Source organism: Streptomyces sp. SS8 (assembly GCF_054072955.1).
Genome location: NZ_JBSVCZ010000006.1, coordinates 82,485 through 102,746 on the forward strand (window position 1 = coordinate 82,485; position 20,262 = coordinate 102,746).

General features: G+C 69.2%; 23 protein-coding genes and 1 tRNA gene. 6 read left to right on the top strand and 18 right to left on the bottom strand.

Going from position 1 to position 20,262, the window contains the following annotated elements; genetic code table 11:
• Positions 1 to 32: 32 nt before the first annotated feature.
• The 4 genes from ACW69E_RS08075 to ACW69E_RS08090 all read right to left on the bottom strand — a co-directional run bounded on the left by ACW69E_RS08075 (position 33) and on the right by ACW69E_RS08090 (position 4,298).
• Positions 33 to 1,334, bottom strand: coding sequence for a homoserine dehydrogenase (locus tag ACW69E_RS08075; protein WP_237880850.1), 1,302 nt, complete (start codon positions 1,332 to 1,334; stop codon positions 33 to 35).
• Between the two features lie 169 nt (positions 1,335 to 1,503).
• The gene (lysA, locus tag ACW69E_RS08080) at positions 1,504 to 2,895 is read right to left on the bottom strand and encodes a diaminopimelate decarboxylase (protein ID WP_457497493.1); all 1,392 of its coding nucleotides are present in this window, start codon (positions 2,893 to 2,895) and stop codon (positions 1,504 to 1,506) included.
• 19 nt (positions 2,896 to 2,914) lie between these two features.
• Entirely contained in the window at positions 2,915 to 3,745 is an 831-nt protein-coding gene (locus ACW69E_RS08085; protein ID WP_457497494.1) for a DALR anticodon-binding domain-containing protein, read from the bottom strand.
• Positions 3,746 to 3,872: 127 nt separating this feature from the next.
• Positions 3,873 to 4,298 carry a response regulator gene (locus ACW69E_RS08090; protein WP_457497624.1) on the bottom strand — a complete coding sequence of 142 codons (426 nt, stop codon included), beginning with the start codon at positions 4,296 to 4,298 and terminating at the stop codon, positions 3,873 to 3,875.
• Positions 4,299 to 4,453: 155 nt separating this feature from the next.
• Between ACW69E_RS08090 and ACW69E_RS08095 the strand changes: the two genes are divergently transcribed.
• A tRNA-Arg gene (locus tag ACW69E_RS08095) sits at positions 4,454 to 4,525 on the top strand.
• A gap of 784 nt (positions 4,526 to 5,309) precedes the next feature.
• Here the strand turns inward: ACW69E_RS08095 and ACW69E_RS08100 are convergent.
• The 7 genes from ACW69E_RS08100 to ACW69E_RS08130 all read right to left on the bottom strand — a co-directional run bounded on the left by ACW69E_RS08100 (position 5,310) and on the right by ACW69E_RS08130 (position 10,594).
• Complete coding sequence (locus ACW69E_RS08100) at positions 5,310 to 6,683, bottom strand: tyrosine-type recombinase/integrase (protein ID WP_457497495.1); 1,374 nt, start codon at positions 6,681 to 6,683, stop codon at positions 5,310 to 5,312.
• The gene (locus ACW69E_RS08105) at positions 6,680 to 6,877 is read right to left on the bottom strand and encodes a helix-turn-helix transcriptional regulator (RefSeq protein ID WP_457497496.1); all 198 of its coding nucleotides are present in this window, start codon (positions 6,875 to 6,877) and stop codon (positions 6,680 to 6,682) included. Before ACW69E_RS08105 ends, ACW69E_RS08100 begins: the two co-directional genes overlap by 4 nt.
• Positions 6,867 to 8,243, bottom strand: coding sequence for a replication initiator (locus ACW69E_RS08110; protein WP_457497497.1), 1,377 nt, complete (start codon positions 8,241 to 8,243; stop codon positions 6,867 to 6,869). The genes ACW69E_RS08105 and ACW69E_RS08110 overlap by 11 nt, the downstream gene beginning before the upstream one ends.
• Positions 8,240 to 8,488 carry a hypothetical protein gene (locus ACW69E_RS08115; protein WP_457497498.1) on the bottom strand — a complete coding sequence of 83 codons (249 nt, stop codon included), beginning with the start codon at positions 8,486 to 8,488 and terminating at the stop codon, positions 8,240 to 8,242. Before ACW69E_RS08115 ends, ACW69E_RS08110 begins: the two co-directional genes overlap by 4 nt.
• Positions 8,489 to 8,657: 169 nt before the next feature.
• Positions 8,658 to 8,852 carry a hypothetical protein gene (locus ACW69E_RS08120; protein WP_457497499.1) on the bottom strand — a complete coding sequence of 65 codons (195 nt, stop codon included), beginning with the start codon at positions 8,850 to 8,852 and terminating at the stop codon, positions 8,658 to 8,660.
• 12 nt (positions 8,853 to 8,864) lie between these two features.
• The gene (locus ACW69E_RS08125) at positions 8,865 to 10,235 is read right to left on the bottom strand and encodes an FtsK/SpoIIIE domain-containing protein (RefSeq protein ID WP_457497625.1); all 1,371 of its coding nucleotides are present in this window, start codon (positions 10,233 to 10,235) and stop codon (positions 8,865 to 8,867) included.
• Positions 10,235 to 10,594 carry an SCO3933 family regulatory protein gene (locus ACW69E_RS08130; protein WP_457497500.1) on the bottom strand — a complete coding sequence of 120 codons (360 nt, stop codon included), beginning with the start codon at positions 10,592 to 10,594 and terminating at the stop codon, positions 10,235 to 10,237. The genes ACW69E_RS08125 and ACW69E_RS08130 overlap by 1 nt, the downstream gene beginning before the upstream one ends.
• A gap of 207 nt (positions 10,595 to 10,801) precedes the next feature.
• Between ACW69E_RS08130 and ACW69E_RS08135 the strand changes: the two genes are divergently transcribed.
• Together ACW69E_RS08135 and ACW69E_RS08140 are read left to right on the top strand one after the other, a co-directional pair.
• Positions 10,802 to 11,542: a GntR family transcriptional regulator gene (locus tag ACW69E_RS08135; protein ID WP_457497501.1), complete on the top strand. Its 741-nt coding sequence runs from the start codon at positions 10,802 to 10,804 to the stop codon at positions 11,540 to 11,542.
• Positions 11,543 to 12,030: 488 nt separating this feature from the next.
• Entirely contained in the window at positions 12,031 to 13,803 is a 1,773-nt protein-coding gene (locus ACW69E_RS08140) for an AIPR family protein (RefSeq protein ID WP_457497502.1), read from the top strand.
• Positions 13,804 to 14,156: 353 nt separating this feature from the next.
• Here ACW69E_RS08140 and ACW69E_RS08145 read toward each other — a convergent pair whose 3' ends face one another.
• From ACW69E_RS08145 to ACW69E_RS08155, 3 genes are read right to left on the bottom strand one after another with little or no spacing between them, the layout of a single operon-like run.
• Complete coding sequence (locus tag ACW69E_RS08145; protein ID WP_457497503.1) at positions 14,157 to 14,474, bottom strand: hypothetical protein; 318 nt, start codon at positions 14,472 to 14,474, stop codon at positions 14,157 to 14,159.
• A gap of 5 nt (positions 14,475 to 14,479) precedes the next feature.
• Entirely contained in the window at positions 14,480 to 14,812 is a 333-nt protein-coding gene (locus tag ACW69E_RS08150; RefSeq protein ID WP_457497504.1) for a hypothetical protein, read from the bottom strand.
• Positions 14,802 to 15,341, bottom strand: a complete 540-nt coding sequence (locus ACW69E_RS08155) for a bifunctional DNA primase/polymerase (RefSeq protein WP_240958286.1) — start codon at positions 15,339 to 15,341, stop codon at positions 14,802 to 14,804. The genes ACW69E_RS08150 and ACW69E_RS08155 overlap by 11 nt, the downstream gene beginning before the upstream one ends.
• 390 nt (positions 15,342 to 15,731) lie before the next feature.
• Between ACW69E_RS08155 and ACW69E_RS08160 the strand changes: the two genes are divergently transcribed.
• On the top strand, positions 15,732 to 16,982 hold the full coding sequence (locus ACW69E_RS08160) for a hypothetical protein (protein WP_457497626.1): 1,251 nt from the start codon (positions 15,732 to 15,734) through the stop codon (positions 16,980 to 16,982).
• A gap of 38 nt (positions 16,983 to 17,020) precedes the next feature.
• Positions 17,021 to 17,386, top strand: coding sequence for a hypothetical protein (locus ACW69E_RS08165; RefSeq protein ID WP_457497505.1), 366 nt, complete (start codon positions 17,021 to 17,023; stop codon positions 17,384 to 17,386).
• A gap of 34 nt (positions 17,387 to 17,420) precedes the next feature.
• Here the strand turns inward: ACW69E_RS08165 and ACW69E_RS08170 are convergent, their stop codons facing one another.
• The 3 genes from ACW69E_RS08170 to ACW69E_RS08180 form a co-directional block, all read right to left on the bottom strand.
• Positions 17,421 to 18,347, bottom strand: a complete 927-nt coding sequence (locus ACW69E_RS08170) for a phosphotransferase enzyme family protein (RefSeq protein ID WP_457497506.1) — start codon at positions 18,345 to 18,347, stop codon at positions 17,421 to 17,423.
• Positions 18,348 to 18,629: 282 nt separating this feature from the next.
• On the bottom strand, positions 18,630 to 18,812 hold the full coding sequence (locus ACW69E_RS08175; RefSeq protein WP_457497507.1) for a hypothetical protein: 183 nt from the start codon (positions 18,810 to 18,812) through the stop codon (positions 18,630 to 18,632).
• A gap of 194 nt (positions 18,813 to 19,006) precedes the next feature.
• Positions 19,007 to 19,174, bottom strand: coding sequence for a hypothetical protein (locus ACW69E_RS08180; protein WP_457497508.1), 168 nt, complete (start codon positions 19,172 to 19,174; stop codon positions 19,007 to 19,009).
• A gap of 443 nt (positions 19,175 to 19,617) precedes the next feature.
• Between ACW69E_RS08180 and ACW69E_RS08185 the strand changes: the two genes are divergently transcribed.
• Entirely contained in the window at positions 19,618 to 19,836 is a 219-nt protein-coding gene (locus ACW69E_RS08185; RefSeq protein ID WP_457497509.1) for a hypothetical protein, read from the top strand.
• A 45-nt stretch (positions 19,837 to 19,881) separates the two neighbouring features.
• Here ACW69E_RS08185 and ACW69E_RS08190 read toward each other — a convergent pair whose 3' ends face one another.
• Complete coding sequence (locus tag ACW69E_RS08190; RefSeq protein ID WP_457497510.1) at positions 19,882 to 20,163, bottom strand: hypothetical protein; 282 nt, start codon at positions 20,161 to 20,163, stop codon at positions 19,882 to 19,884.
• Positions 20,164 to 20,262: the final 99 nt, after the last annotated feature.

A 20,262-nucleotide genomic window follows, 5' to 3' on the forward strand; every position in this document is an offset into this window, starting at 1 on the left:
GCCAGGACTGGCGGTGGTGACGGTCATCTTCCTCATTCCCCTTCGACCCGCATGGTGCTCGCGACACCCCGTACGGTGTCCAGTCTGCGCAGCGCCTCGACGGTCGCCGACAGGGCCGCGTCCGAGGCCCGGTGGGTGACGACGACCAGCGACGCGCCGTCGCCGGGACCGTCGATGCCCTGCTGGCGCACGGTGTCGATGGAGACCCCGTGCTCGGCGAAGACGGTGGCGCACTGGGCGAGGACGCCCGGTTTGTCGGCTACGTCCAGGCTGATGTGGTAGCGGGTGACCACCTCGCCCATCGGGCTCACCGGGAGCTGGGCGTAGGCCGACTCCCCCGGCCCGCGGGCGCCGGCGAGCTTGTTGCGGCAGACGGCGACCAGGTCGCCCAGCACCGCCGAGGCGGTGGGCGCGCCGCCCGCGCCGGGCCCGTAGAACATCAGCCGGCCGGCGGCCTCCGCCTCGACGAAGACCGCGTTGTACGCCTCGCGGACGGAGGCGAGCGGGTGGGTCAGCGGGATCATCGCCGGGTGGACGCGGGCGGTGACCGAGCGCCCGTCGGCGGCGCGCTCGCAGATGGCCAGCAGCTTGACCGTGCAGCCCATGCGCCGTGCGGAGGCGATGTCGGCGGCGGTGACCTCGGTCAGCCCCTCGCGGTGCACGTCGTCCAGGCGGACGCGGGTGTGGAAGGCGATGCCGGCCAGGATCGCGGCCTTGGCGGCGGCGTCGAAGCCCTCGACGTCGGCGGTCGGGTCGGCCTCGGCGTACCCCAGGGCGGTGGCCTCGTCCAGCGCCTCGGAGTACCCGGCGCCGGTGGAGTCCATCCGGTCGAGGATGAAGTTGGTGGTGCCGTTGACGATGCCCAGGACCCGGTTGACCTTGTCGCCGGCCAGGGACTCGCGCAGCGGGCGCACCAGCGGGATCGCGGCCGCGGCGGCGGCCTCGTAGTAGAGGTCCACCCCGTGCTTCTCGGCCGCCTCGTGGAGGGCCGGACCGTCCTCGGCCAGCAGCGCCTTGTTGGCGGTGACCACGCTGGCGCCGTGCTCGAAGGCGGTGGTGATCAGGGTGCGGGCCGGCTCGATGCCGCCGATGACCTCGACGACCACGTCGATGTCGTCCCGGGCCGCCAGGGCGGCGGCGTCGGTGGTGACCAGCTCGGGCGCTATGCCCTCGCGGACCCTCCCGGGACGGCGGACGGCGACCCCGGCCAGTTCGACCGGGGCCCCGATCCGGGCGGCGAGGTCCTCCGCGTGCGTCGTCATGATGCGTGCCACCTCTGAGCCGACGACCCCACAGCCCAGCAGCGCCACCTTCAGCGGACGCGTACGCATCATCAGACCTCGCTTCTCCACAGTCCTGTGGACTCAAGTCTCACGCACGGATGACGGGATCCCCCGTTCCATCCAGCATGCGAGACGTCATCCTCCGTTTTTGAGACGGCCCGGTGAGGGGGCCGCCGTCCGGGCGGCGTCCGGCGGTGTACGGACGCCGCCAGGGCCGGGCTCAGCCGACGTCCAGGCCGAGCAGGTCCTCCTCCGTCTCGCGCCGCACGATCACCCGGGCCTCGCCCCCCGAGACCGCCACCACCGGCGGCCGCAGGGAGTGGTTGTAGTTGCTCGCCATGGACCGGCAGTACGCGCCGGTGGCCGGGACGGCGAGCAGGTCGCCGGGGGCCAGGTCGGCGGGGAGGAAGGCGTCGCGCACCACGATGTCGCCGCTCTCGCAGTGCTTGCCGACCACGCGCGAGAGCATCGGCGCGGCCTCGGAGGTGCGGGAGGCCAGCGCCACGGAGTACTCGGCGTCGTACAGCGCGGTGCGGATGTTGTCGGACATGCCGCCGTCCACGCTGACGTAGGTGCGCAGGCCCGGCAGCTCCTTGACGGTGCCGACCTCGTAGAGGGTGAAGGTCGTCGGACCGGCGATGGCCCGGCCCGGCTCGACCGACAGCCGCGGCGCGGCCAGCCCGGCGGCCCGGCACTCGTGGGCGACGATCTCGTGCAGCGCCCTGGCGATCTCGTGGGGCTCGCGCGGGTCGTCCTCGGGGGTGTAGGCGATGCCCAGACCGCCGCCGAGGTCGATCTCGGGCAGCTCCACACCGTGCTCGTCGCGGACCTCGGTCAGCAGCTGCACCACACGGCGCGCGGCGACCTCGAAGCCGGCCATGTCGAAGATCTGCGAGCCGATGTGGGAGTGGATGCCCACCAGCTCCAGGCTGTCCAGCTTCAGCACCCGCCGCACCGCCTCGGCGGCCTGCCCGTCGGCGAGCGCGAGCCCGAACTTCTGGTCCTCGTGGGCGGTGGCGATGAACTCGTGGGTGTGCGCCTCCACGCCCACCGTCACCCGGATCTGCACCCGCTGGCGCCTGCCGAGCCGCTCGGCGATGTGCGCGACGCGGGCGATCTCCTGGAAGGAGTCCAGCACGATCCGGCCGACCCCGGCCTCCACGGCCCGCTCGATCTCGGCGGTGGACTTGTTGTTGCCGTGCAGCGCGATGCGCTCGGCGGGCATCCCGCCGGCCAGCGCGGTGGCCAGCTCACCGCCGGAGCAGACGTCGAGGTTGAGGCCCTCCTCGGTCAGCCAGCGCACCACCGCGCGGCACAGGAAGGCCTTCCCGGCGTAGAACACGTCGGCCTCGTCGCCGAAGGCCTCGCGCCAGGCGCGGCAGCGGGCCCGGAAGTCGTCCTCGTCCAGGACGTAGGCGGGGGTGCCGAACTCCTCGGCCAGCGCGACGACGTCCAGCCCCCCGACGGTGGTCACCCCCCGCTCGTCGCGTGCGACGGTACGGGCCCACACGCGCGGGTCGAGGGCGTTGAGGTCGGCGGGCGGCGGGGTGTAGTGCCCCTCGGGCAGGACGTCGGCGTGGCGGGGCCCGGCGGGGTGTGCGGAACGGCTCATGGTCGCTTCGTGCTCTCCATCACAGATGTACGGGTGCGGTGACGCCCAGCCGGGACAGGCCGCCGGCCAGCACCGTCCCGGCGGCCTGGGCCAGGGCCAGCCGGGCGCGGTGGGCGGCCAGGGGTTTGTGCTCCCCGGCCGGCAGCACGGACGCGTGTATGCCGAGGAGGCCGTCGGCGACCGTCTCCAGACGGCGGGCGAGCCGGCCGGTATCGGCCAGCGCGGCGATCCGCTCGTACTCGGCCAGCGCCCCCAGCAGCTCCGCCTCGCGCGGGGTGTCGTAGGCGTACCCGCCCGCCCCGGCCTCGGGCGCGAAGCCCAGGGCGCGGGCGCCGCGCAGCAGTGCCCGGGAGCGGGCGTGGGCGTACTGGACGAGGAAGAGGGGGTTGGACTCGCGCTGCTCCAGCAGCTTCGGGCCGGGCTCCACGCCGGTGGCGGCGGCCCACCCGCGGACGTCGCGCGCGGGGTCGGTGCGCTCCGCGAGCGCGTACTCCCCCTCCCGCGCCGCCAGGGCCCCCACCAGCTCCGCCCGGGCCCCGCCCGCCACGGTGATGTTGAGGAACCCCGGCCCGGCGACCGCCACCTCGGCGATGCCGGCCTCGCACGCCAGCCTCTCCCGCAGGACCTCGGCCACGCTCCGGGCGGGCCGTCCGGTGACGGCGGCCAGCCGCAGCGCGGCGTTGGTGGCGTAGTCACCGCAGCCCGGCCGCGGCGGACGCCCCACGGTGATCCGCTCCGGCAGCCCGTCCAGCGCCTCCAGCGCGCCCGGGGACAGCTCGCCCAGCGCGCCGTCGCCGGCAGCGCGGCGCACGGTGCGCAGCACGGTGCGCGAGAGCTGGGCGGGAGTCACGCGTCAAGGGTATGGGAGAGGGGGTGGGGAGGCGCGAACGCGTTTCAAGGGATGACACGCACCTCACACCGGCCGGCCCCGGCCGGTGCGCCCCACGGGCCCTCCCGCTCACCGGGGCCCGCCGTACTCACCCCGGCCGCCCCACGACGGGCTCCGTCCCGCACGCACCGCCGCTGCCGCGCCCGCCGGCGACCAGCCGCCGCACCGTCCGCACCAGCTCCACCGGCTCGAACGGCTTGGCCACGAACGCGTCCACCGCCGCCGCCCGCGCCCGCTCGCCGCCCAGTTCCGACCGCGTACAGGCGCTGACGATCGCCAGGGGGATGCCCCGCGTCCGCTCGCCGGCGCGCAGCCTCTCGGCGGTCCGCAGGCCGTCGAGCCGGGGCATGGCAACGTCGAGCGTGATCACGTCGGGCCGCACCCGCTCCACGATCTCCAGACACTCGGCACCGTCGGCCGCGGTCACGACCTCGAAGCCTTCGAGCTCGAGGTTGACCCTGATCAGCTGCCGGATGACCTCGCTGTCGTCCACCACGAGGATCCGGCCGGACATGCCAGGCACATCCCAGAGAGTAGGCCCACACCTCCGCCTGCGTCCGGCTTTCCCCCTTTTCCGCCCGCCCGGCACCCGCAAACCCTGTCCTGTCCACCCCCGGGAAGCTGGTAGTGTTCTACCTGTCGCAGCGATCAACCGACCGCCGCCGACAGGCCCCCGTAGCTCAGGGGATAGAGCAACGGCCTCCGGAGCCGTGTGCGCAGGTTCGAATCCTGCCGGGGGTACCTCGCAGAAGGTACCGACAGACCCCGCCACCAGCCCAGACGCTGGAAGCGGGGTCTTCGTACGTGCGCAGGCGGATGCTGCCGGAGGCAGCCCCATGACAGTGATCACGCTGTAATAGCGTGATGATCTTGGAGGGCTCCGGCGCAGGTCAGCCCAGGCTTTGCGGCGGCTCCATCCACTCGCCGGAGCCAGCGATCTCGCACCGACGGCGGGGGAGCCGACCTCTATCGCCCATGATGGCTGCGAGCCCTCTGCTGATGCCCACCTGAACACCCGGCCCACCCTGCAGATGTCGCCATCCCTTTGGCCGCCCCGATGGCGCGACCTCCGGGATAGGCGGCTCCTTCAGTCAGGGTCCTTCCAGGTGAGAGACCGCCCACGCGCATGCCGGGAAAGCAACGCCGAAGACAGCGATCCCTGTGCCCAAAACACCGAGAACCCCTGCGCCTTTCTCAGAGGCAAACCAAGCTGTAAGCACAGCTACCAGCGCAGATGCCACAAACACCAGGCAGATCGCCAACAGTCGGGTGACCCGCACATACTCCACCGCAGCACTCCATCAAGATTCGCTAACCAACAATCTTGGAGGAGCCCCGCGACGATAGAGCAACCTGTGTGTTCAGTTGTAGGCGTTGCTGGCGGGACACAACATGACACCCAGTGTCGTCGCGCACTCTGGCGGTGAGGGCGTTCAGTGCCTGCGATCATACAAGACGAGAGCCCCGACCCCGGGGCTCTCGTCGGTTGCTCAGCAGATCCGCCTAGCTCGCCGAGTCAGCGTTCTTACTCTTCGCCCAATCCCCTCATGATCCGCTCGTTCATCTCCTCCTCCTGGCCGTCGATGCACTTGGCGTAAATCTTGAGCAGCACCTCCACCGAGTGCCCCGCCCGTACAGCCACCTCCGGAGCCGGAACGCCGGAGTTGAGCCACTGGGACACGCAGGCGTGCCGAAGGTCGTAGGGCTTGGCCGCCAGGACGGATGCGGCCTGTTCGGGTACGAGGCCCAGCTTGCGAGCCTGGCGCCACACCCGGTAGTACGACGAGGACGCCACCACGTTGCCCCGCTCGCTGGAGAAGATCCGGCCGTCCTCCGCCGCGCCGAACTCCTCCAGGTGCTCCCGCAGCATCCGAACCAGCGGCGGAGGGATGGGCACGATGCGCACCTCGCCGGGACTGCGCTGCTTGAGCCCGCGCCGGTCGTGGGCCTCTCCCGAGTCCGTCCACGCCTTGCCGGCCGAGGGCCGGGTCTCCTCCACGGTGATCCGGCCCCATCCCTCGGCGGGCAGCTCGCAGTCGGAGCGGCGGAGTCCCAGAGCCTCCCCCGGCCGCAGGGCCGCGTAGTACATGCACCCGAAGAAGGCCCGGAGCCGTCGGCCGCTGGCCCGGTCCCAGCCACCGACGTAGGTCACCGCCGTCAGCAGCTCGCGTGCCTGCCGAGGGTTGACCACGACCCGACGGTCCACTTCCTGCACGGGTTGCTGTCCGCGCTTCCTGCGCACCTTCCCCAGAGGGTTGGAGGCCAGCGCTTCCAGCTCCACGGCATATTCGAGCACGTTGTAGGTCACCGCCCGCCTGCGCTTGTACGTCTGGTTCGCGGCCGGTGCGCCGTCCAGCTTGCGCGTCAGGGCATCCACAAGCGTGTGGACACGATCGGTCTCCGTCAGTTCGGCCACCGGCAGAGACGCCTTCTCGATCCAGCGAGCAGCCGCGGCCACTTCCTCCGGTCTGTCCCGCGAGCGACGCGGTGGTGGCAGCAGGTACGAGCGCAGAGCCCGGCGCAGCACTTCGGGTTCCGGCCGCCCCCGCACCTGCTTGACCAGGGAGGGAACGGCGACGGCCAGGGAGTCGGTCATGCTGTCCCTCTGCTTGGCGGAAGCGCTGGCCCAGCGGCCATCGATGTACTTGACGGCCAGTTCCAGCAGGGTCAGCGCCGTCTTGCTCCCGCGCAGCGAGTCGGGCAGCCCCGTCACGGTGTCGAAGGGCTCCCCCTTGTCGACCGCCCGGAGGAGCCTCGCACGGAACCGGTCGGCCAGTGCCTTGGTCTTGTGCGACTCGCTGAATGGAGACCCGTCGACGGTCCAGCGGACGACATAGGTCGGTTTCTTCGTCGTCCGGTTGACGCTGAGCTTCCAGACGGAGACCTTGTACGACTTCACCGCGCCTCCTCCCCCAACTCCTCCAACCAGGCGTTCAGCGCCTCGCGCGGAATGCGCAGCTCGCCGTTCGGGAGGCGGATGCAGCGCGGCGCGTTCCGCAGCTCACGCCAGCGGTAGAAGGTGCGCCGGGAGATCCCGCCCAGCTCCTCCAGAACCTGCGGAACCGTGAGCAGTTCCGTACTGTCACGCGCCATGGACGCCACCGCCCTCCCGGACCGAGTCGGCCACGAGAGCTTCCTCCGGGGCGTAGCCGCGCCCGGCGTACCGCCACTGGCCGACCGTGACCGTGGACCGGTCACCGAGGCCCAGAACCGCCCGCTGTTCCTCCGCTCGGTGCTCGGCCCGCGCCTGCCGCAGGGCGGTGAGCGTGGTCGAGTAGCGTCGCGACTTGGTCGAGAAGTGGCCCCGATAGCCGAGCATGTGGGCCCAGCGCCGCAGCCGCAGCGGTTCGAACGGCTCCAGGCCGCCGAGCCACCAGCACGTGCCGATCATCCGGAGCGTGTGGTCCCGTACCGGCAGCTCCGCCAGGTCCCTCCCGTGGTGAATCCGGCGGTCGACGGCGCCCGCGGCCTCCGCGCCCTTGGTGGCGTACTTGGCGATGTACGCTGCCACGGCCTCCGAGGTCAGCCGGTCCTCCGCGCCGAACGCGGTGATCGGCCGCACGTCGACCTGGGCACCGAAGCGGAGCACGCGCCGCCCGACGACCTCCGCGCCGAGGGCCGGGAGCCGGACCAGGCCGACGGCGGTGCGGACCGCGTCCGCCAGGAGTGCCATCGTGGCCCAGCCGGGCGGAGTCGTCTGCGGCCCGTCGGGTCCGTCGAGGCGGATCACGGCGTGGAAGTGGACCAGGCCGCGCCGCTGGTACTCGGCGACCTTGGCGTACGACAGCCGCACCACCTCGGCGAACTCGCTACGCGATAGGCCGGCCCTGCGCGCCAGCTCGCGGCGCAGCTCCAGGGCGAAGCGGTGCCAGAGCTGCCCGGCCTGCGCCTGCCAGAGCACGGCGCCCGCGTAGTCGTAGCATCTCGGGCACAGCGGCTCGCCGAGGCGCGGATCGTCCTCCGCATGCCGTACGTGGCACCCGAGGGCCGTCCCGTGCGGGCACCGCTCCCCCGTCCCGCGGGGACGGCAGGCACGTACCCGCCCGCCGCTCTCGCGTCGCGTGTGGACCGGGCCGAAGCCGGGAGCGGTGAGGGTGGCGAACACCCGGGGGTGCCCGTCGACCTCCGCCCCAACGCCCTTGCCGCCGACCAGACCGGCGCGCAGGAGTTGGTAGGTGTCCGCCCGGTAGAGGCGGGCGCAGGTCGGGCAGACGGCGGTACGGCGGTTGCCGCACGCAGTCAGCAGCCGTCCGCCCCGCTCGGCCGAGCCGTACGTGTGCAGCACCTCCCCGGTGGCGGCGTCGACCAGAGCACCGGTGCCGACGAGGTGGATCGGGTTGGTGCAGCCGCCGAGGCGGACAATGTGGCGGCGCCAGGCGTCGAAGTCCGGCTGTGCGGCCCGTTCGACGAGCGCGGCGACCGCACCAGGCAGCTCGCCCGCGGTGAGACTCTGCGTCATCGCGAACCTCCGAACGCCTGCCGCATCACGGCCGCGATGGCCTCCGGCCTGGTCTTCGCGGTGAAGCGGAGAGCAGGCTCCGTCAGCCAGAGCGCGGCGGCATGGGCCGGGCAGAGCCGCTGCTCCCGGCCGTCCGGCCCGGCCATGACGACCTGCTCACGGCCGACGCAGGTGGGCCGCTCCTCCTCGCGGAGTTCGCACTCCGGAGACTTCGGGGATTTGCGCGATCGAGGCGCATTGGACAAGGTGAGGGTGCTCCTTTCACTGCTTGTGTGGCGGATGGAGTAGGGCCCTGACGGGGTCGGGTTTGGCGACTTCGCGCCCCGTCGGGAGCCCGTTACGAGGGCGCTCACCGGCGCTCCTCTGGTCTTGTGGACAGGCACGGGTGTCCCCTCCTTTCGCGGGTGGGCGGGTTCAGAACTGGAGTTGGCCGAGGAAGCCGCCGACTCCGTCGAGGGCCGCCTGAACGAGCGGTTCGGCGGCCGTCTTGGCGAGCAGGAAGCCGAAGATCGTGCAGAGCAGGAACTCGGCCCAGCGCAGGTAGCGGATGCGCAGCAGGAACCAGATCAGCAGGCCCAGCAGCAGCACGGCCGACATGGAGACGAGCACGGCGTTCCCCTCTCAGGCGTCCCGGTCGAGTCGTTCGATGTGCAAGGCCGTCCCGTCCGCCGGTTCGCCGACGGCATCGGCCAGCCCCGGCAGGTACGGGGTGAGGTGCGCGTACGTGGCCGCGATCTCCTCGGCGCGCTCCTCCGGGACCAGGTGGGAGCGGGCACGCTCCCAGCCGTCCGCCGAGGCGAGGACAGCCGTACCGGCCTGGTCGGGTGGAATGGTCTGGGCGGCTTCCAGGGCGTCCGGGTTGAGGTCGCCGAGGGCCATCTCCGCAGTGCCGGAGTCGGTCACCCGGTGGCAGACCCGTCCGCCGAGCTGGGCTCGGAGGGCGGTGACGCCGGGGCCGAGGTCGGAGCCGACCCGCTGACCGGCGACGACGAGGTACACACCGAGGGCCGCGCCGAGCTGGGCCAGCCGGACCAGTCCCGTGGCCGCCGCCTGCGCCTCGTCCTTCTCGCTGCGGTTGGCGACGAGGAAGAGCTCCGCGATCTCGTCCACGATCACGACGACCGGGACGGGCCGCTCCTCGTCCGGCAGGCCCCAGATGTTGCGGACGCGGGCCGCCCGGCAGACCTCCATACGGGCCGAGGTCAGGTCCATGAGCGCGGCGAGGAGCTTGACCGCCTGCGTCCGGTCCGTCGCCAGGGCGGACAGGCGCCGCTCGTAGAGGGACAGCTCCATGCCGCCCTTGCAGTCGATCCCGACCAGGGCCACCGGTTGCGGGGCGAAGCCCGCGACGAGGGCATTGATCAGCGTGGACTTGCCGGAGCGCGTCGCCCCGACGATCAGCCAGTGCGGGATCTTGCGCAGGTCCACCGCCCACGGCGCCCCGCTCTCCAGGACGCCGACCACCACGCGGAGCAGAGGACCGGTACCCCGCTGCCGGGGTGCGCGCGGCTGCCGGAGCGGGTCCAGGACCGTCGCGGTGACTCGGACGACGCCCGGTTCCGCCGTGGTGACGCGCACCGCGTGGACCCGCCAGTCATGGGCCATGGCCGGAGCGGCTTTCACGAAGTCCTCCGGGGTCTGGCCGGGGAGCAGCCGGACGGGGAACCAGAAGCCGTGAGCCGTCGGCCGCATCCCGCCCCGCCGGGGCACCCGCGGATGAGGAGGCGGAGCACCGTGGGCGAGCAGTCCGGAGACGACCGTCAGCGCGGCCTTACGGCTCACGGCCAGGCCGCAACCGGCCATCAGCGGCCGCCAGGTGCGCGCGACCCGCAGGCATGCAACCGGGAAGCCGAGGAGCAGCCACCAGGCCGCCGGGGAGCAGCGGCGCAGGGCCGGGCCTGCGAGGAGCAGACCCGACACCAGCACTGCGGCCACCACGAGGAACCAGCTCAGCCAGGTCTGCCCGGCGGAGGGTGTGGAAGCCAGGGTGATCACTGCCCAGCCCCCTTGCCCGCCGAGCCGGAGGAGGCGGGCGGAGCAGCGAGGGGCTTGATCTCGGTGGCGCGGAAGGCGATGCCGTGCCGCCCCTCGTTCTCCCACGGGGTGGCGACCAGGTCTCGGACCTGAACCGGCATGCCGTTCTGCACGCCGACCGGCTCACCGGGGACGTTCACCGTCACCACGTCGGCCGACGTACCGGCCATCAGGCAGAGGCCAACTTGGTAGACGGTCTTGCCGGTCTCCCTGTCCACGCGGAGCTGTCCGGTCTCCCGGTTCGCCACGCGCGGGGTCGGGGGGACGGCGCAGATGATCCCGGTGAACTTCGCCGTATCGATCGGTAGGGCTACCACTGCTTGAACTCCTCATCTCTCGACACCCGAAGGGCTGTCCTTCGGGATGACTTCCACCCGTAGTACGGGTGCGGAGTCCAGAGTGAGACCCGTAGTACGGGTTGTCAAGCCGGTTGGTTGTGAGAGACGCTGTCCCCGTCTCCGCACGGGGACGATTCGTCTCCGCATCGGAACGCGGAGGAGCTAGCACCGCCGAGGAGGCCACCGATGCCGGTCGAGAAGCCGAAGCCCCGGTACAAACAGATCGCCGACCACCTGCGGGAAGGCATCCTCAGCGGCACCTACCCGGCCGGCCAGCCCCTGCCGTCGGAGGAATCGCTCGCCAAGCAGTACGGAGTCACGCGCCCGACGGTCCGCCAGGGCATCGCGGAGCTAAGGGCCGCGGGCCTGGTCGAGGTCATGATGGGCCGGGGGATGTTCGTCCGCTCCCCCCACAGCCGCCCCAGCCTCACGCGCCCGCGCGGCGTACGCCGCGAGCCGGACGGCCGCTACGTCGAGGCCGACGGCCTCCGCTGGGACGACGCCGAGGAACCCGTAGCCACCCGCACAGACGCCCCACTCGCCCTGGCCGATCTCCTCCGCATCCCGCCGGGCGAACCGATGTACACCTACGGCGCGTTGCAGACCGCCGACCGGGGACGTCTCCGCCAACTCCGCCGCATCTACGTGCCATTCTCCGTCCTGCTGGGCACGAAGTTCGAAGAACAGGCCCCGCCCCCGGCGCCGCACCTCTACACGGCACTGGCCGAGCTCGGCCACGAGCTGCACTTCACCGAATACGTCCGCACCCGCATGCCGCTCCCGGACCAGGCCCAGGCCCTCCGCCTGCCGGACGGCGTCCCGATGTTCCAGATCCTCCGCGTCACGCTCAACACGGACGACAAGCCGCTCGCCCTGGAAGAGTTTCACGTCCCAGGCGACGACCTCGAACTCGCCTACCCCCTCTGAGCCAGAACCTGGCTCAAACTTTCTCTACATCATCAAGGCGGCTCGCTGCCGCTCACCGCGCGCGGCCCGGCTCCCCGCCGGGCCGCCGCTCCAGTCTTCGCCCCGCTCCGCCCCGGCGCCCGCCGGCCGCGCGCCAGCGGCATGCCACATGGTTGCTGAGCAAGCGGCGTTGTGGCTGGGGGTCGGCTCCGACGGCTTTACGCACCTCCCCGGTCCGGGACCCGCGTCGAGCAAGCCCAGGGGGCCAGTCGGACACATTGCGGGCAGGTCCAAAGCCTGCCCGAGTTGCCAACCAGCGTACGGCCCCCTGGTCATGCCCGACCCCAGCCCGGGCAGGACACCGCCCAAACCCATCTCCACCGACCTCGCGTGCAGGCGTGCACTACAACTAGTCGCCTTACGACGACCGATTCCGGAGACATCGTCCGGTCTCGGACGTACACTATGGACCTCTTGCCGCCTAGTTCGCCTTAAAGAGGGATTGGACAGTGTCCGGAGCGCAAACCCTGATCACAACTGTCTATGAGCAGTGGAAGGGACAAAACACCGCCCACATGTCGGATTCCGACGCGTGGGAAATTTTCCTTGCCTGGCTCCTTTTGCGCGATAAAGACGTGACCCTTGACACCATCAGCGATGGAGTCGTTGACGGGTCGAATGACGGTGGCGTTGACGCTATCTACACCCTCCTAGAGGGAAGCATCCTTCCGATTGACCACCAAGTAGTCGAAGAGCCACAAGCAGCCCGAGAACTTCCCGAAGGTCTTGAACTAGCACTATACGTTATTCAATCTAAGTTCAGCCAAAGCTTTACCCAAAACTCCGTTTCAGCACTCCAATCTGTACTGCCGTCCGCTCTTGATCTAGGAACCCAGCTTGACGAGCTGTCTGACGAGCTTAATGAGCAAGTCATCGAAAAGCTGACCGTGTTTCGCTCTGCATATAAGAATCTTCTCGTCAGGCGACCGAAGGTCTTCGTGAAGGTGGTACTTGGGAGTCGAGGCCTCACAGAACAAGCCAATATCAACGTAACCAGCAGAGCCGAGCGACTCAGAGAGGAGATCCTCCTCAAGCTCCCGTCCGCAGATGTCAGCGTTGACCTACTTGGAGCCGACGAGCTATGGAGGATGTACGACACCCGCAAGGCTGAAACCTTGACTCTTGAATGCGATGAAGTTTTGACAAGCGGCGAGTCATACGTCGCCTTGGCTCGACTGTCAAGCTTCGTTAGGCTAATTACCGACGACAATCTTACGCTACGAAGGCATATCTTTGAGGCGAACGTCCGAGATTACCAAGGGCAAGTCGCCGTTAACAAAGAAATCCTGAACTCACTCAACGAGAGCGCCAGCCCTGACTTCTGGTGGCTGAACAACGGTGTGACCATCGTATGCGACGAAGCGCACAGCGTGGGAAAAACTTTTGCACTAAAGAACATTCAAATCGTTAACGGCCTTCAGACCTCGCATACCATTTTCAACTGGTACAAGGAGCGGGCCGAAAAAGGGGAAAGCCCGCCTGCCGATGACCGTAAGATTCTTGTGCGCGTCATCAAAGCAAGCGACGACGCCGTACGCGATAAAATTATCCGGGCTACAAACCGGCAAACACCCGTTCCAGATGCTTCGCTCCGAGCGACGGACGAGATTCAGCGCAGAATTGAAGCCTATTTTGGAGCGAAGGGCCTTTTCTATGATCGTCGCAAAGGTTATTATCGAAACCTTGGAAAAGATCCTGGCAAAATCGTAAGCATCCCGTATCTTGGTCAGGCAATGTATGCCATTGCCTACGGTCGACCGGAAGTGGCTCGCGGTAAGCCAAATTCCCTACTGGCCGAGGATGCTCGTTACCGACAGGCTTTCGACCCTAAGGCCAGCCCTCAACTCTTCTATTGGGCTGCGCGAGTATTGCGCCAAGTCGATGAATATCTACAGTCAGGGAAATCTCAAACCAAGTATCCAGAGCGGCGGTACTTGGCCCCCTTCGTCGCCTTCACGCTGGTCATGAAGACAATCGGAAAGGATCCGTCGCACTGGCGAGATATTGCCCGACTCGCCGAGCAAGACAGGGAGTTCACCGAAGAAGAACTCGAAGCGTCAGGGGCTAAGGTCAAGGAAGAACTCGATAATTACACTGCTCAGTCGAAGAGTTCGGCCTCAGATGCCACCAAACGGCAGCCCTTCACGAGACACCTTATTGCGAGCATGAAATTTACTCACGATCCCACCTTCAGAAGTCGCGGGACGGGTAAACGCAATTGAAGGGCAGCAACAGTGAAGGACGGTGGGATATAGCGAAGCACGCTCGCTCCCGTTGGTCGGCGCGCCCACGCTTGCAGCTGACCGCCGTTGGCTGAGGTTCATGCCACAACCGCGCCAGGAGCAAGGGTCAGCAATGGTCAACACTGATGTTTCGCAGTCGAGTGGCCGCTCGCTTCCTCTCCCAACGCAGCCACATCTCAGTCAGCCTCTCCGCTAAAGAGGTGTTCAACACGCTGTGTAGCATCCATCGGAATAGGTAAAGCCCCGCACTCCACGCCCTGTGACGAAGAAATCAAGCGTATGGAGTGCGGGGCCGGTGCCCGACACCTTCGAAAAGATTCGAGGCTTGAAAGTCAGACTGCTGTGGTGTCCGGGCCATCCAGAGGAACGGAGGTGAGTTGGGTGGCCATCTCCACCGTGAGGCCGACGATCAGCATGGACGCCAGCAGCTCCGCTGCTTCGGGGCGGATGGTGCCGAGGCAGACCACGCCGTCACCCTCCTCGTTCACGTCCGCCTTGAGGCCGGGGAAGTCGGAGTCCAGGCCCAATTCGCGCAGCGCGGTGGCGAGGGCGTCCGCGCCTCGCTTGCCGTCCGCCCAGCCGCGGACGTACGGCACTCCCGGCATCAGGTTCTCCGCGCGCTTCTTGCACACGCCTCGCGGGTCCGTCACGTCGCTCACTCCTCTGACTGGGTTCCGTCGCTGTGTCGGCCGCGCGGGTTGCCGGCCGGCTCGGCGCCATGTCCTCCAGCGCCGTGCGGGCACTTCATGGCGAGCCGCAGCAGTTCGGCCAGTCGTTCCGCCGTCTGCGGGGAGACACGGCCCAGTTCGATCAGCCCTTGTCCGAACGCGTTGAGGTCCGCTCGCAGATAGGGGAAGTCCTTGTGCAGCCCTGCCGCGATCAGCACGTCTCGCAGCGCCGCGACCGCGTCCCGGGCCGCGTACCACTCACGGCTGTCGATCGGCGACCAGCTCGCCGCGTCGTTCGGTTCTCCGCCGTCACCGTGCACGAGCCGTCTCCTGACCCGCGCCGTCCGCGTGCGTGTGCTCCTCGCCGTACCGGTCCGCCCGTGCGAGCAGTTCCGAGGCCGCGATGAACATGGCTGCCAGTGCCGCCAGCCGGGCCGGGCTGATGCCCGGCGGTCGCATGGGAGCGCGCAGCCAGGTGTAGCGGTCGCCGCTGAGCGGCATGGGGCCGGGGACGACGATGACCGAGCCGTCGTCCAGGTAGCGGTAGTCGGGAGGGCTCGGGGACTCCCCCGTCACCATCCGCGTGAAGCGGCTCCGGGAGTTCGGCGGCAGGAAGAAGCCCACCCGCTTCGCCGCCCAGTCGGCCGAGACCGGCCCGAGCGGCATCCCGCGCCGGTCGAGCTGGTCGAAGGTCTCCAGGCCGATCCGCTGGTCGAGTACCACCACGTCGAAGAGGCGACCGGCAGGCAGCGCGTACGGTCGGCGGGGATCGTCCAGCCACGCCGCACGGCATGCCCCCGGATCGTCGGCGGCAGCGGACAGCCACTGAACGCCCCGCCGCGTCATCATCTGCACCTGATACCACCTCGGTTGACCGATGCGGCGACCCCTCGGCCGCCGTGTGATCAGACTCGGTCCCGGGGCCTTGAGCTGGGGAGATGACGAGAGGTGACGAGGGATGACGCACATGGGGCGACCACGTCACCCCTCGTCATCCCCCAGTCGGGAGGCACCCCCCGCTTTTCGGTTCCGTGTAACTTGTCGGATGCGTAGAGTCATGGCGAGTGGAGGCCACGAAGGCTGTTTGTGCAGGGGGCGATGGTGGTGGCAACGACCCAGTCGATAGGGGGTCTTCTGCGCGGTGCCCGCAAGGACCGCGGGTGGGGTCAGTTGCGGCTTGTACGTGAGATGCGCCAGGCCGCCGCCCGCCAGGGCCAGACGCTCCCGGCCGACTCCAGTGTGAAACGCAGGATCGCCAGTTGGGAGAACGACCACAGCGTTCCGGACGAGTTCTACGGGCCGCTGTTGTGCGAAGCCTTTGGCAAGACCGGTGCCGAACTCGGGCTGAACCACCTCACCGGCCACGACGCCCGGCTTCTGGAGACCAGGTATCCACCGGCTCCCGAGAGCGCGATCGACTCACTCGCCCAGTTGTGGCGTGCCGATCTCAACGAGTACGAGCCGCTGCTCCATGCCGCGCCGTCCGAGCCCGCGTGGAGCGAGGCGTCCCTCCGCTGGCTTGTGGCCCCGGAGCCTTCACCGCCGGCGGTCGAGGAGCGGAGCGGCGTCCGTGTAGGGCTCGCCGATGTGGCCGCCATCAAGACGACGAGCGAGATGTTCGCGCAGTTGGACGATCGCTTCGGAGGAGACCACGCCCGGCATGCCCTGATCCAGTACCTCAGCCGAGACGTGGCGCCACTGCTCACCGGCCAGTACAAGGCGTCCGTCGGCCGCGCGCTGTTCTCCACCGTCGCGGAGGCCACGCTTCTGGCCGCGTGGATGTCCTACGACGCCTGCCATCACGGCCTCGCCCAGCGGTACTTCCTCCAGGCCCTCCGTCTCGCCCAGGACGGCGACGACCGGCGACTCGCCGGAAGCATCCTGTCCGCGATGAGCCACCAGGCGACGTTCCTCGGCCACTACGCCCAGGCCGCCACGCTCGCCCGCGCGGCCCGTATGGGCATCTCCGGTGTGGCTACCCCGACGCTCATGGCCCAGTTCCACGCCATGGAGGCCCGCGCCCTGGCCCGCACCGGCGACACACGATCGTGCGAGCAGGCCCTCACCGAGGCGACCCGGGCCCTGGAAAGCCGCAACAGCGGCGACGAACCGGAGTGGATCACCTACTTCGACGAGGCCGAACTCGCGGCGGAAGCCGCCCACTGCTTCCGCGACGTCGACCACGCACGCCGAGCCGTCGCCCACGCCGAGAACGCCATGAGCGGCACGCACATCCGCAGCGACTTCTTCGCCACCATGGTGCTCGCCGACGCCCACCTACGGGCCGGCGACCCGGAGGAGGCGTGCCGGGTGGCACTGGACGCCCTCGACCTCGGCGAACAGCTCAAGTCCGCCCGCTGCGTCAGCTACCTCGCCGAGTTCCGGCAGCGCCTGGCGGGCATCGGCCCCACGGCCATCGTCCGCGACTTCCACGAGCAGGCGGCGGATCACCGGCTGTGGGAAGCAGCCGACAGGCTTCCCGCCACGTAGCCCCTGGCCCGAGCGCGATGGACTGGGATGATCCACTCATGGTTTACCCCGCTACGGAGGATCTGTCCTCTGCCGAACGCGCCTTCATGATCAACGCTTCCGAGATCGACATCCTGCCCGGAGTGTGGGGGGATCTGCCCGAGCCTCTGGCCAGCGGCCCGGCTTCCGAACTCGTCCCCATCCTCCTGTCTCTTGTGGACAAGGTATGGATCAACGTCTCGCGCGTCATCCCCTGGACGGCTCCCGACGGAACCGCCGGCTTCCAACCCGGCCCTCCGCTGCCACGCGTAAGCCTCCCCGGCCTCCTCGCAGACGACTCGAATTGGGAGTACACCGCGGACTTCGAGTTCATGGGGGCGCTCACCCTGACCCTCACCGAAGAAGGCGATCGGATCCAAAGGTGATCCGATCCGGCAGCGCCGGAGGTCTGAGCACGGCTCAGAACGGCTGCCAGTCCTTCCGGCTGCCATCCGTGCGCAGGGCGCGGACGCGGCGGGGGAACTCCTCAGCCGACCTGGGGTCGGTGGTCACCCGGTGGCCAAGCCAGAGCGTCATCATCAGCTCGCGCAGGTCGGCGAGGACGGGATAGCCCGGCCAGTTCATGAGGTCGAAGCCGTAGTGGTGGACGAACGACTCGTACTCGGCGCGCGTGTGCCAGCCGAAGCGGTCGTAGTAGAGCGCGGTCAGGACGAGGTCCCACTCCCGGGGAGCGAGCGCGAAGCCGTCGAGGTCGATGAGGATGGCCCGGCCGTCGCGGTCGCGGAGCGCGTTCCCGACGTTCGCGTCGCCGTGGATCATGCCGAAGGGGAGGACGAAGTCCAGCCGGTCGTACTCCTTGAGCAGCCGACCGGCCCGCTCCTCCAGGAAGGTCCGGTCTTCCTCGGAGACGCCGTCCAGGCCGTCGAAGGACGCCCACAGCTTGGCGGCCGGATCGAAGTACGGCAGCCGCAGCGACTCCGGTTCCTCCAGCCAGTGCAGCCGACGGAGCAGGTCCGCCAGTTCGTCCAGGCCCGCGTACTCGGTACGGTCCTGCGCGTTCACCCAGTACGTGACGACCCGCCCGCCGATCACCGCAGGCTGTTCCACGCCAGGGACGACGCGGGTGGCCGGGAAGTCCTGCTCCTCCAGCCAGCGCGCGACCCGTACGGCCCGTTCCATCTCCTCCAGGCTGCCCCGGTCGCGCGCGATGCGGACAATGACCGGGGAGGCCGCCAGGCGGTACACGGCATTGGAGCCGAGCCGCAGCAGCTCCGCGCCGGAAGGCTCCAGCCCAGCCGCCTCACATGCTTGAAGGAGGACGGCCCCCGCGCTCTCGGCCGTGAACTCCTCTGCCCAGCCCTGAGACTCGTCATCACCCCGGATCATGCGAACGACGCTACCGGCCGCCCTACGGCCGTGACAGGCGGTCCGCGTAGTAATGACGTAATGATCTTGAGTTCGGCCGGCTCGCGACCTCACTCCCCCGCAGGTCAGCGCCCATGTACCGGTTCGCCCGCCACTGGCCTCCGGAGCCGTGTGCGCAGGTTCGAATCCTGCCGGGGGTACCTCGCAGAAGGTACCGACAGACCCCGCCACCAGCCACGACGCTGGGTGCGGGGTCTTCACATGTGCACCTGGACCTACGGTCCCAGGACATCACCCGCCCCTTCAGCCCCACGGGACGAAGCCGGCCGACCGGTCCAGATGGAACGGGGAGCCGGGGCGCTCCGGCGTCCAGCCGCGCGCGAGGGCGGTGCGGACGGCATGCGCGACCTCACCGGGCAGCGCTGGGCCGGCGGGCACGCCGACCCAGTTGCCGGTGTGCGGCCGGTCGGTGGTGACGACGAGCACGGTGCCCGGCCGGCCTCCTCGACGGCGTAGGTGCAGGGAGACCAGCACATGCCCTGGCCGTATGTAGGCCTCCCGCGCAGACGCCAGCGGTAGGCCGTGCCGTCGACCACGATGCGCCGTGATCCTTTCCGCCTCAACGCCATGCTCTTCTCCTCGAATTGATGCCGCGCCCCTGTGCGGAACGATCACGCTTGCTACCGCTTGCACTGTCGGCAGGGCTTGAGCCCCTGCGCCTGTGCGTCTTCCTCGGAGATCTCCACCTTCCCGACGAAGGTCTCCGGTTTGCCGTTCAGCGCGGGACAGTCGGGGTCGGTGTGGTAGGCATACCGGTATTCTCCCTTGCGGACATGGACGTTCCCCATGAGTGCTTCCCTCCGGTTGCTGTTCCTGAGACCACTCTCACCGCTCGCGGAGTAGCCCATTCGGCGGAACCCACCACTCTCTGAACGAGTGTGACCGGTTGGGGGAGCGATCTCCTCGGAGTGACTGCCGGTTCTTCCGGCTGTCGCCTGCGCACAGGGCGCGAACGCGGCAAGGGGCCTCGTCGACCGATGAGCCCGGGGCCCGTAGTCGCCAGATGGGCGAGCCGGAGAGGTGTGGGCCATGCGCGATCGGTTGCGTGAGGCGTGTCCGGTGGCGAACCGGGATGTAGGTGCTGTTGAGCCGGGTACCGGCGGTTCGGCGGAGTCTGCACGCACGCGAAAGAGGACCGGAACGATGAATAAGCGGAGCTATAATAAGTGCACTTATACATGCAAATGCGCACCGTGGACAGGTCCGTCGAGGTGTTCGACCGCGACTTAGGGTGGTTGAACTGACCCGCTTCGCCACCCTGCCCAACCCACGCGCCGCCCTGGGCGTGGTCTCCGGCCGGCGTCGCCGGGGAAAGACTTTCCTCCCGGACGCCGTCACGCGGGCGAGCGGCGGCTTCATGTTCACCGCCACCGAGACCACCGAAGCCGACGCCTTGCGCTGGCCGGCGAACTGCGCCGCCTCGCCGAGGAAGACCCCACCGTCCAGCTGATCGACCCATTCCGCCTCTACCGCGGCGACCGATCCGACCGGAGTATCAGATACCGTCGCGTGCCTCGGTGATCAGCCGCTGCATCTCCAGCACCACATCGCGCAGACGTCCCGGCCTCACGCCCTCACGCGCCAGCCACTCGTCCAGGCGGGGTCGCAGGTGGCGGACCATCGCCGGGCCGTGGCACCGCAGTGCCGAGCGGCAGATCGAGATCTCCTCCTGGATCTCCCGGCGGAGGTCGTCGGACCAGCCCTGTTCGATGTCCGCCGGGCCCAGCGGGGCCTTGAGAGTGGCCACTGCCCCGTCGAGCGACACGAGCAGGTCCATGCTTCCTCCGGAGGGTGTGGGCAGAGGGGTCCCGGCGCGGCGGGACGGTCCCAGGGGCGGGCGGGGCGTACCCGTGCGCGTCGATCGGCACCGGGCAAG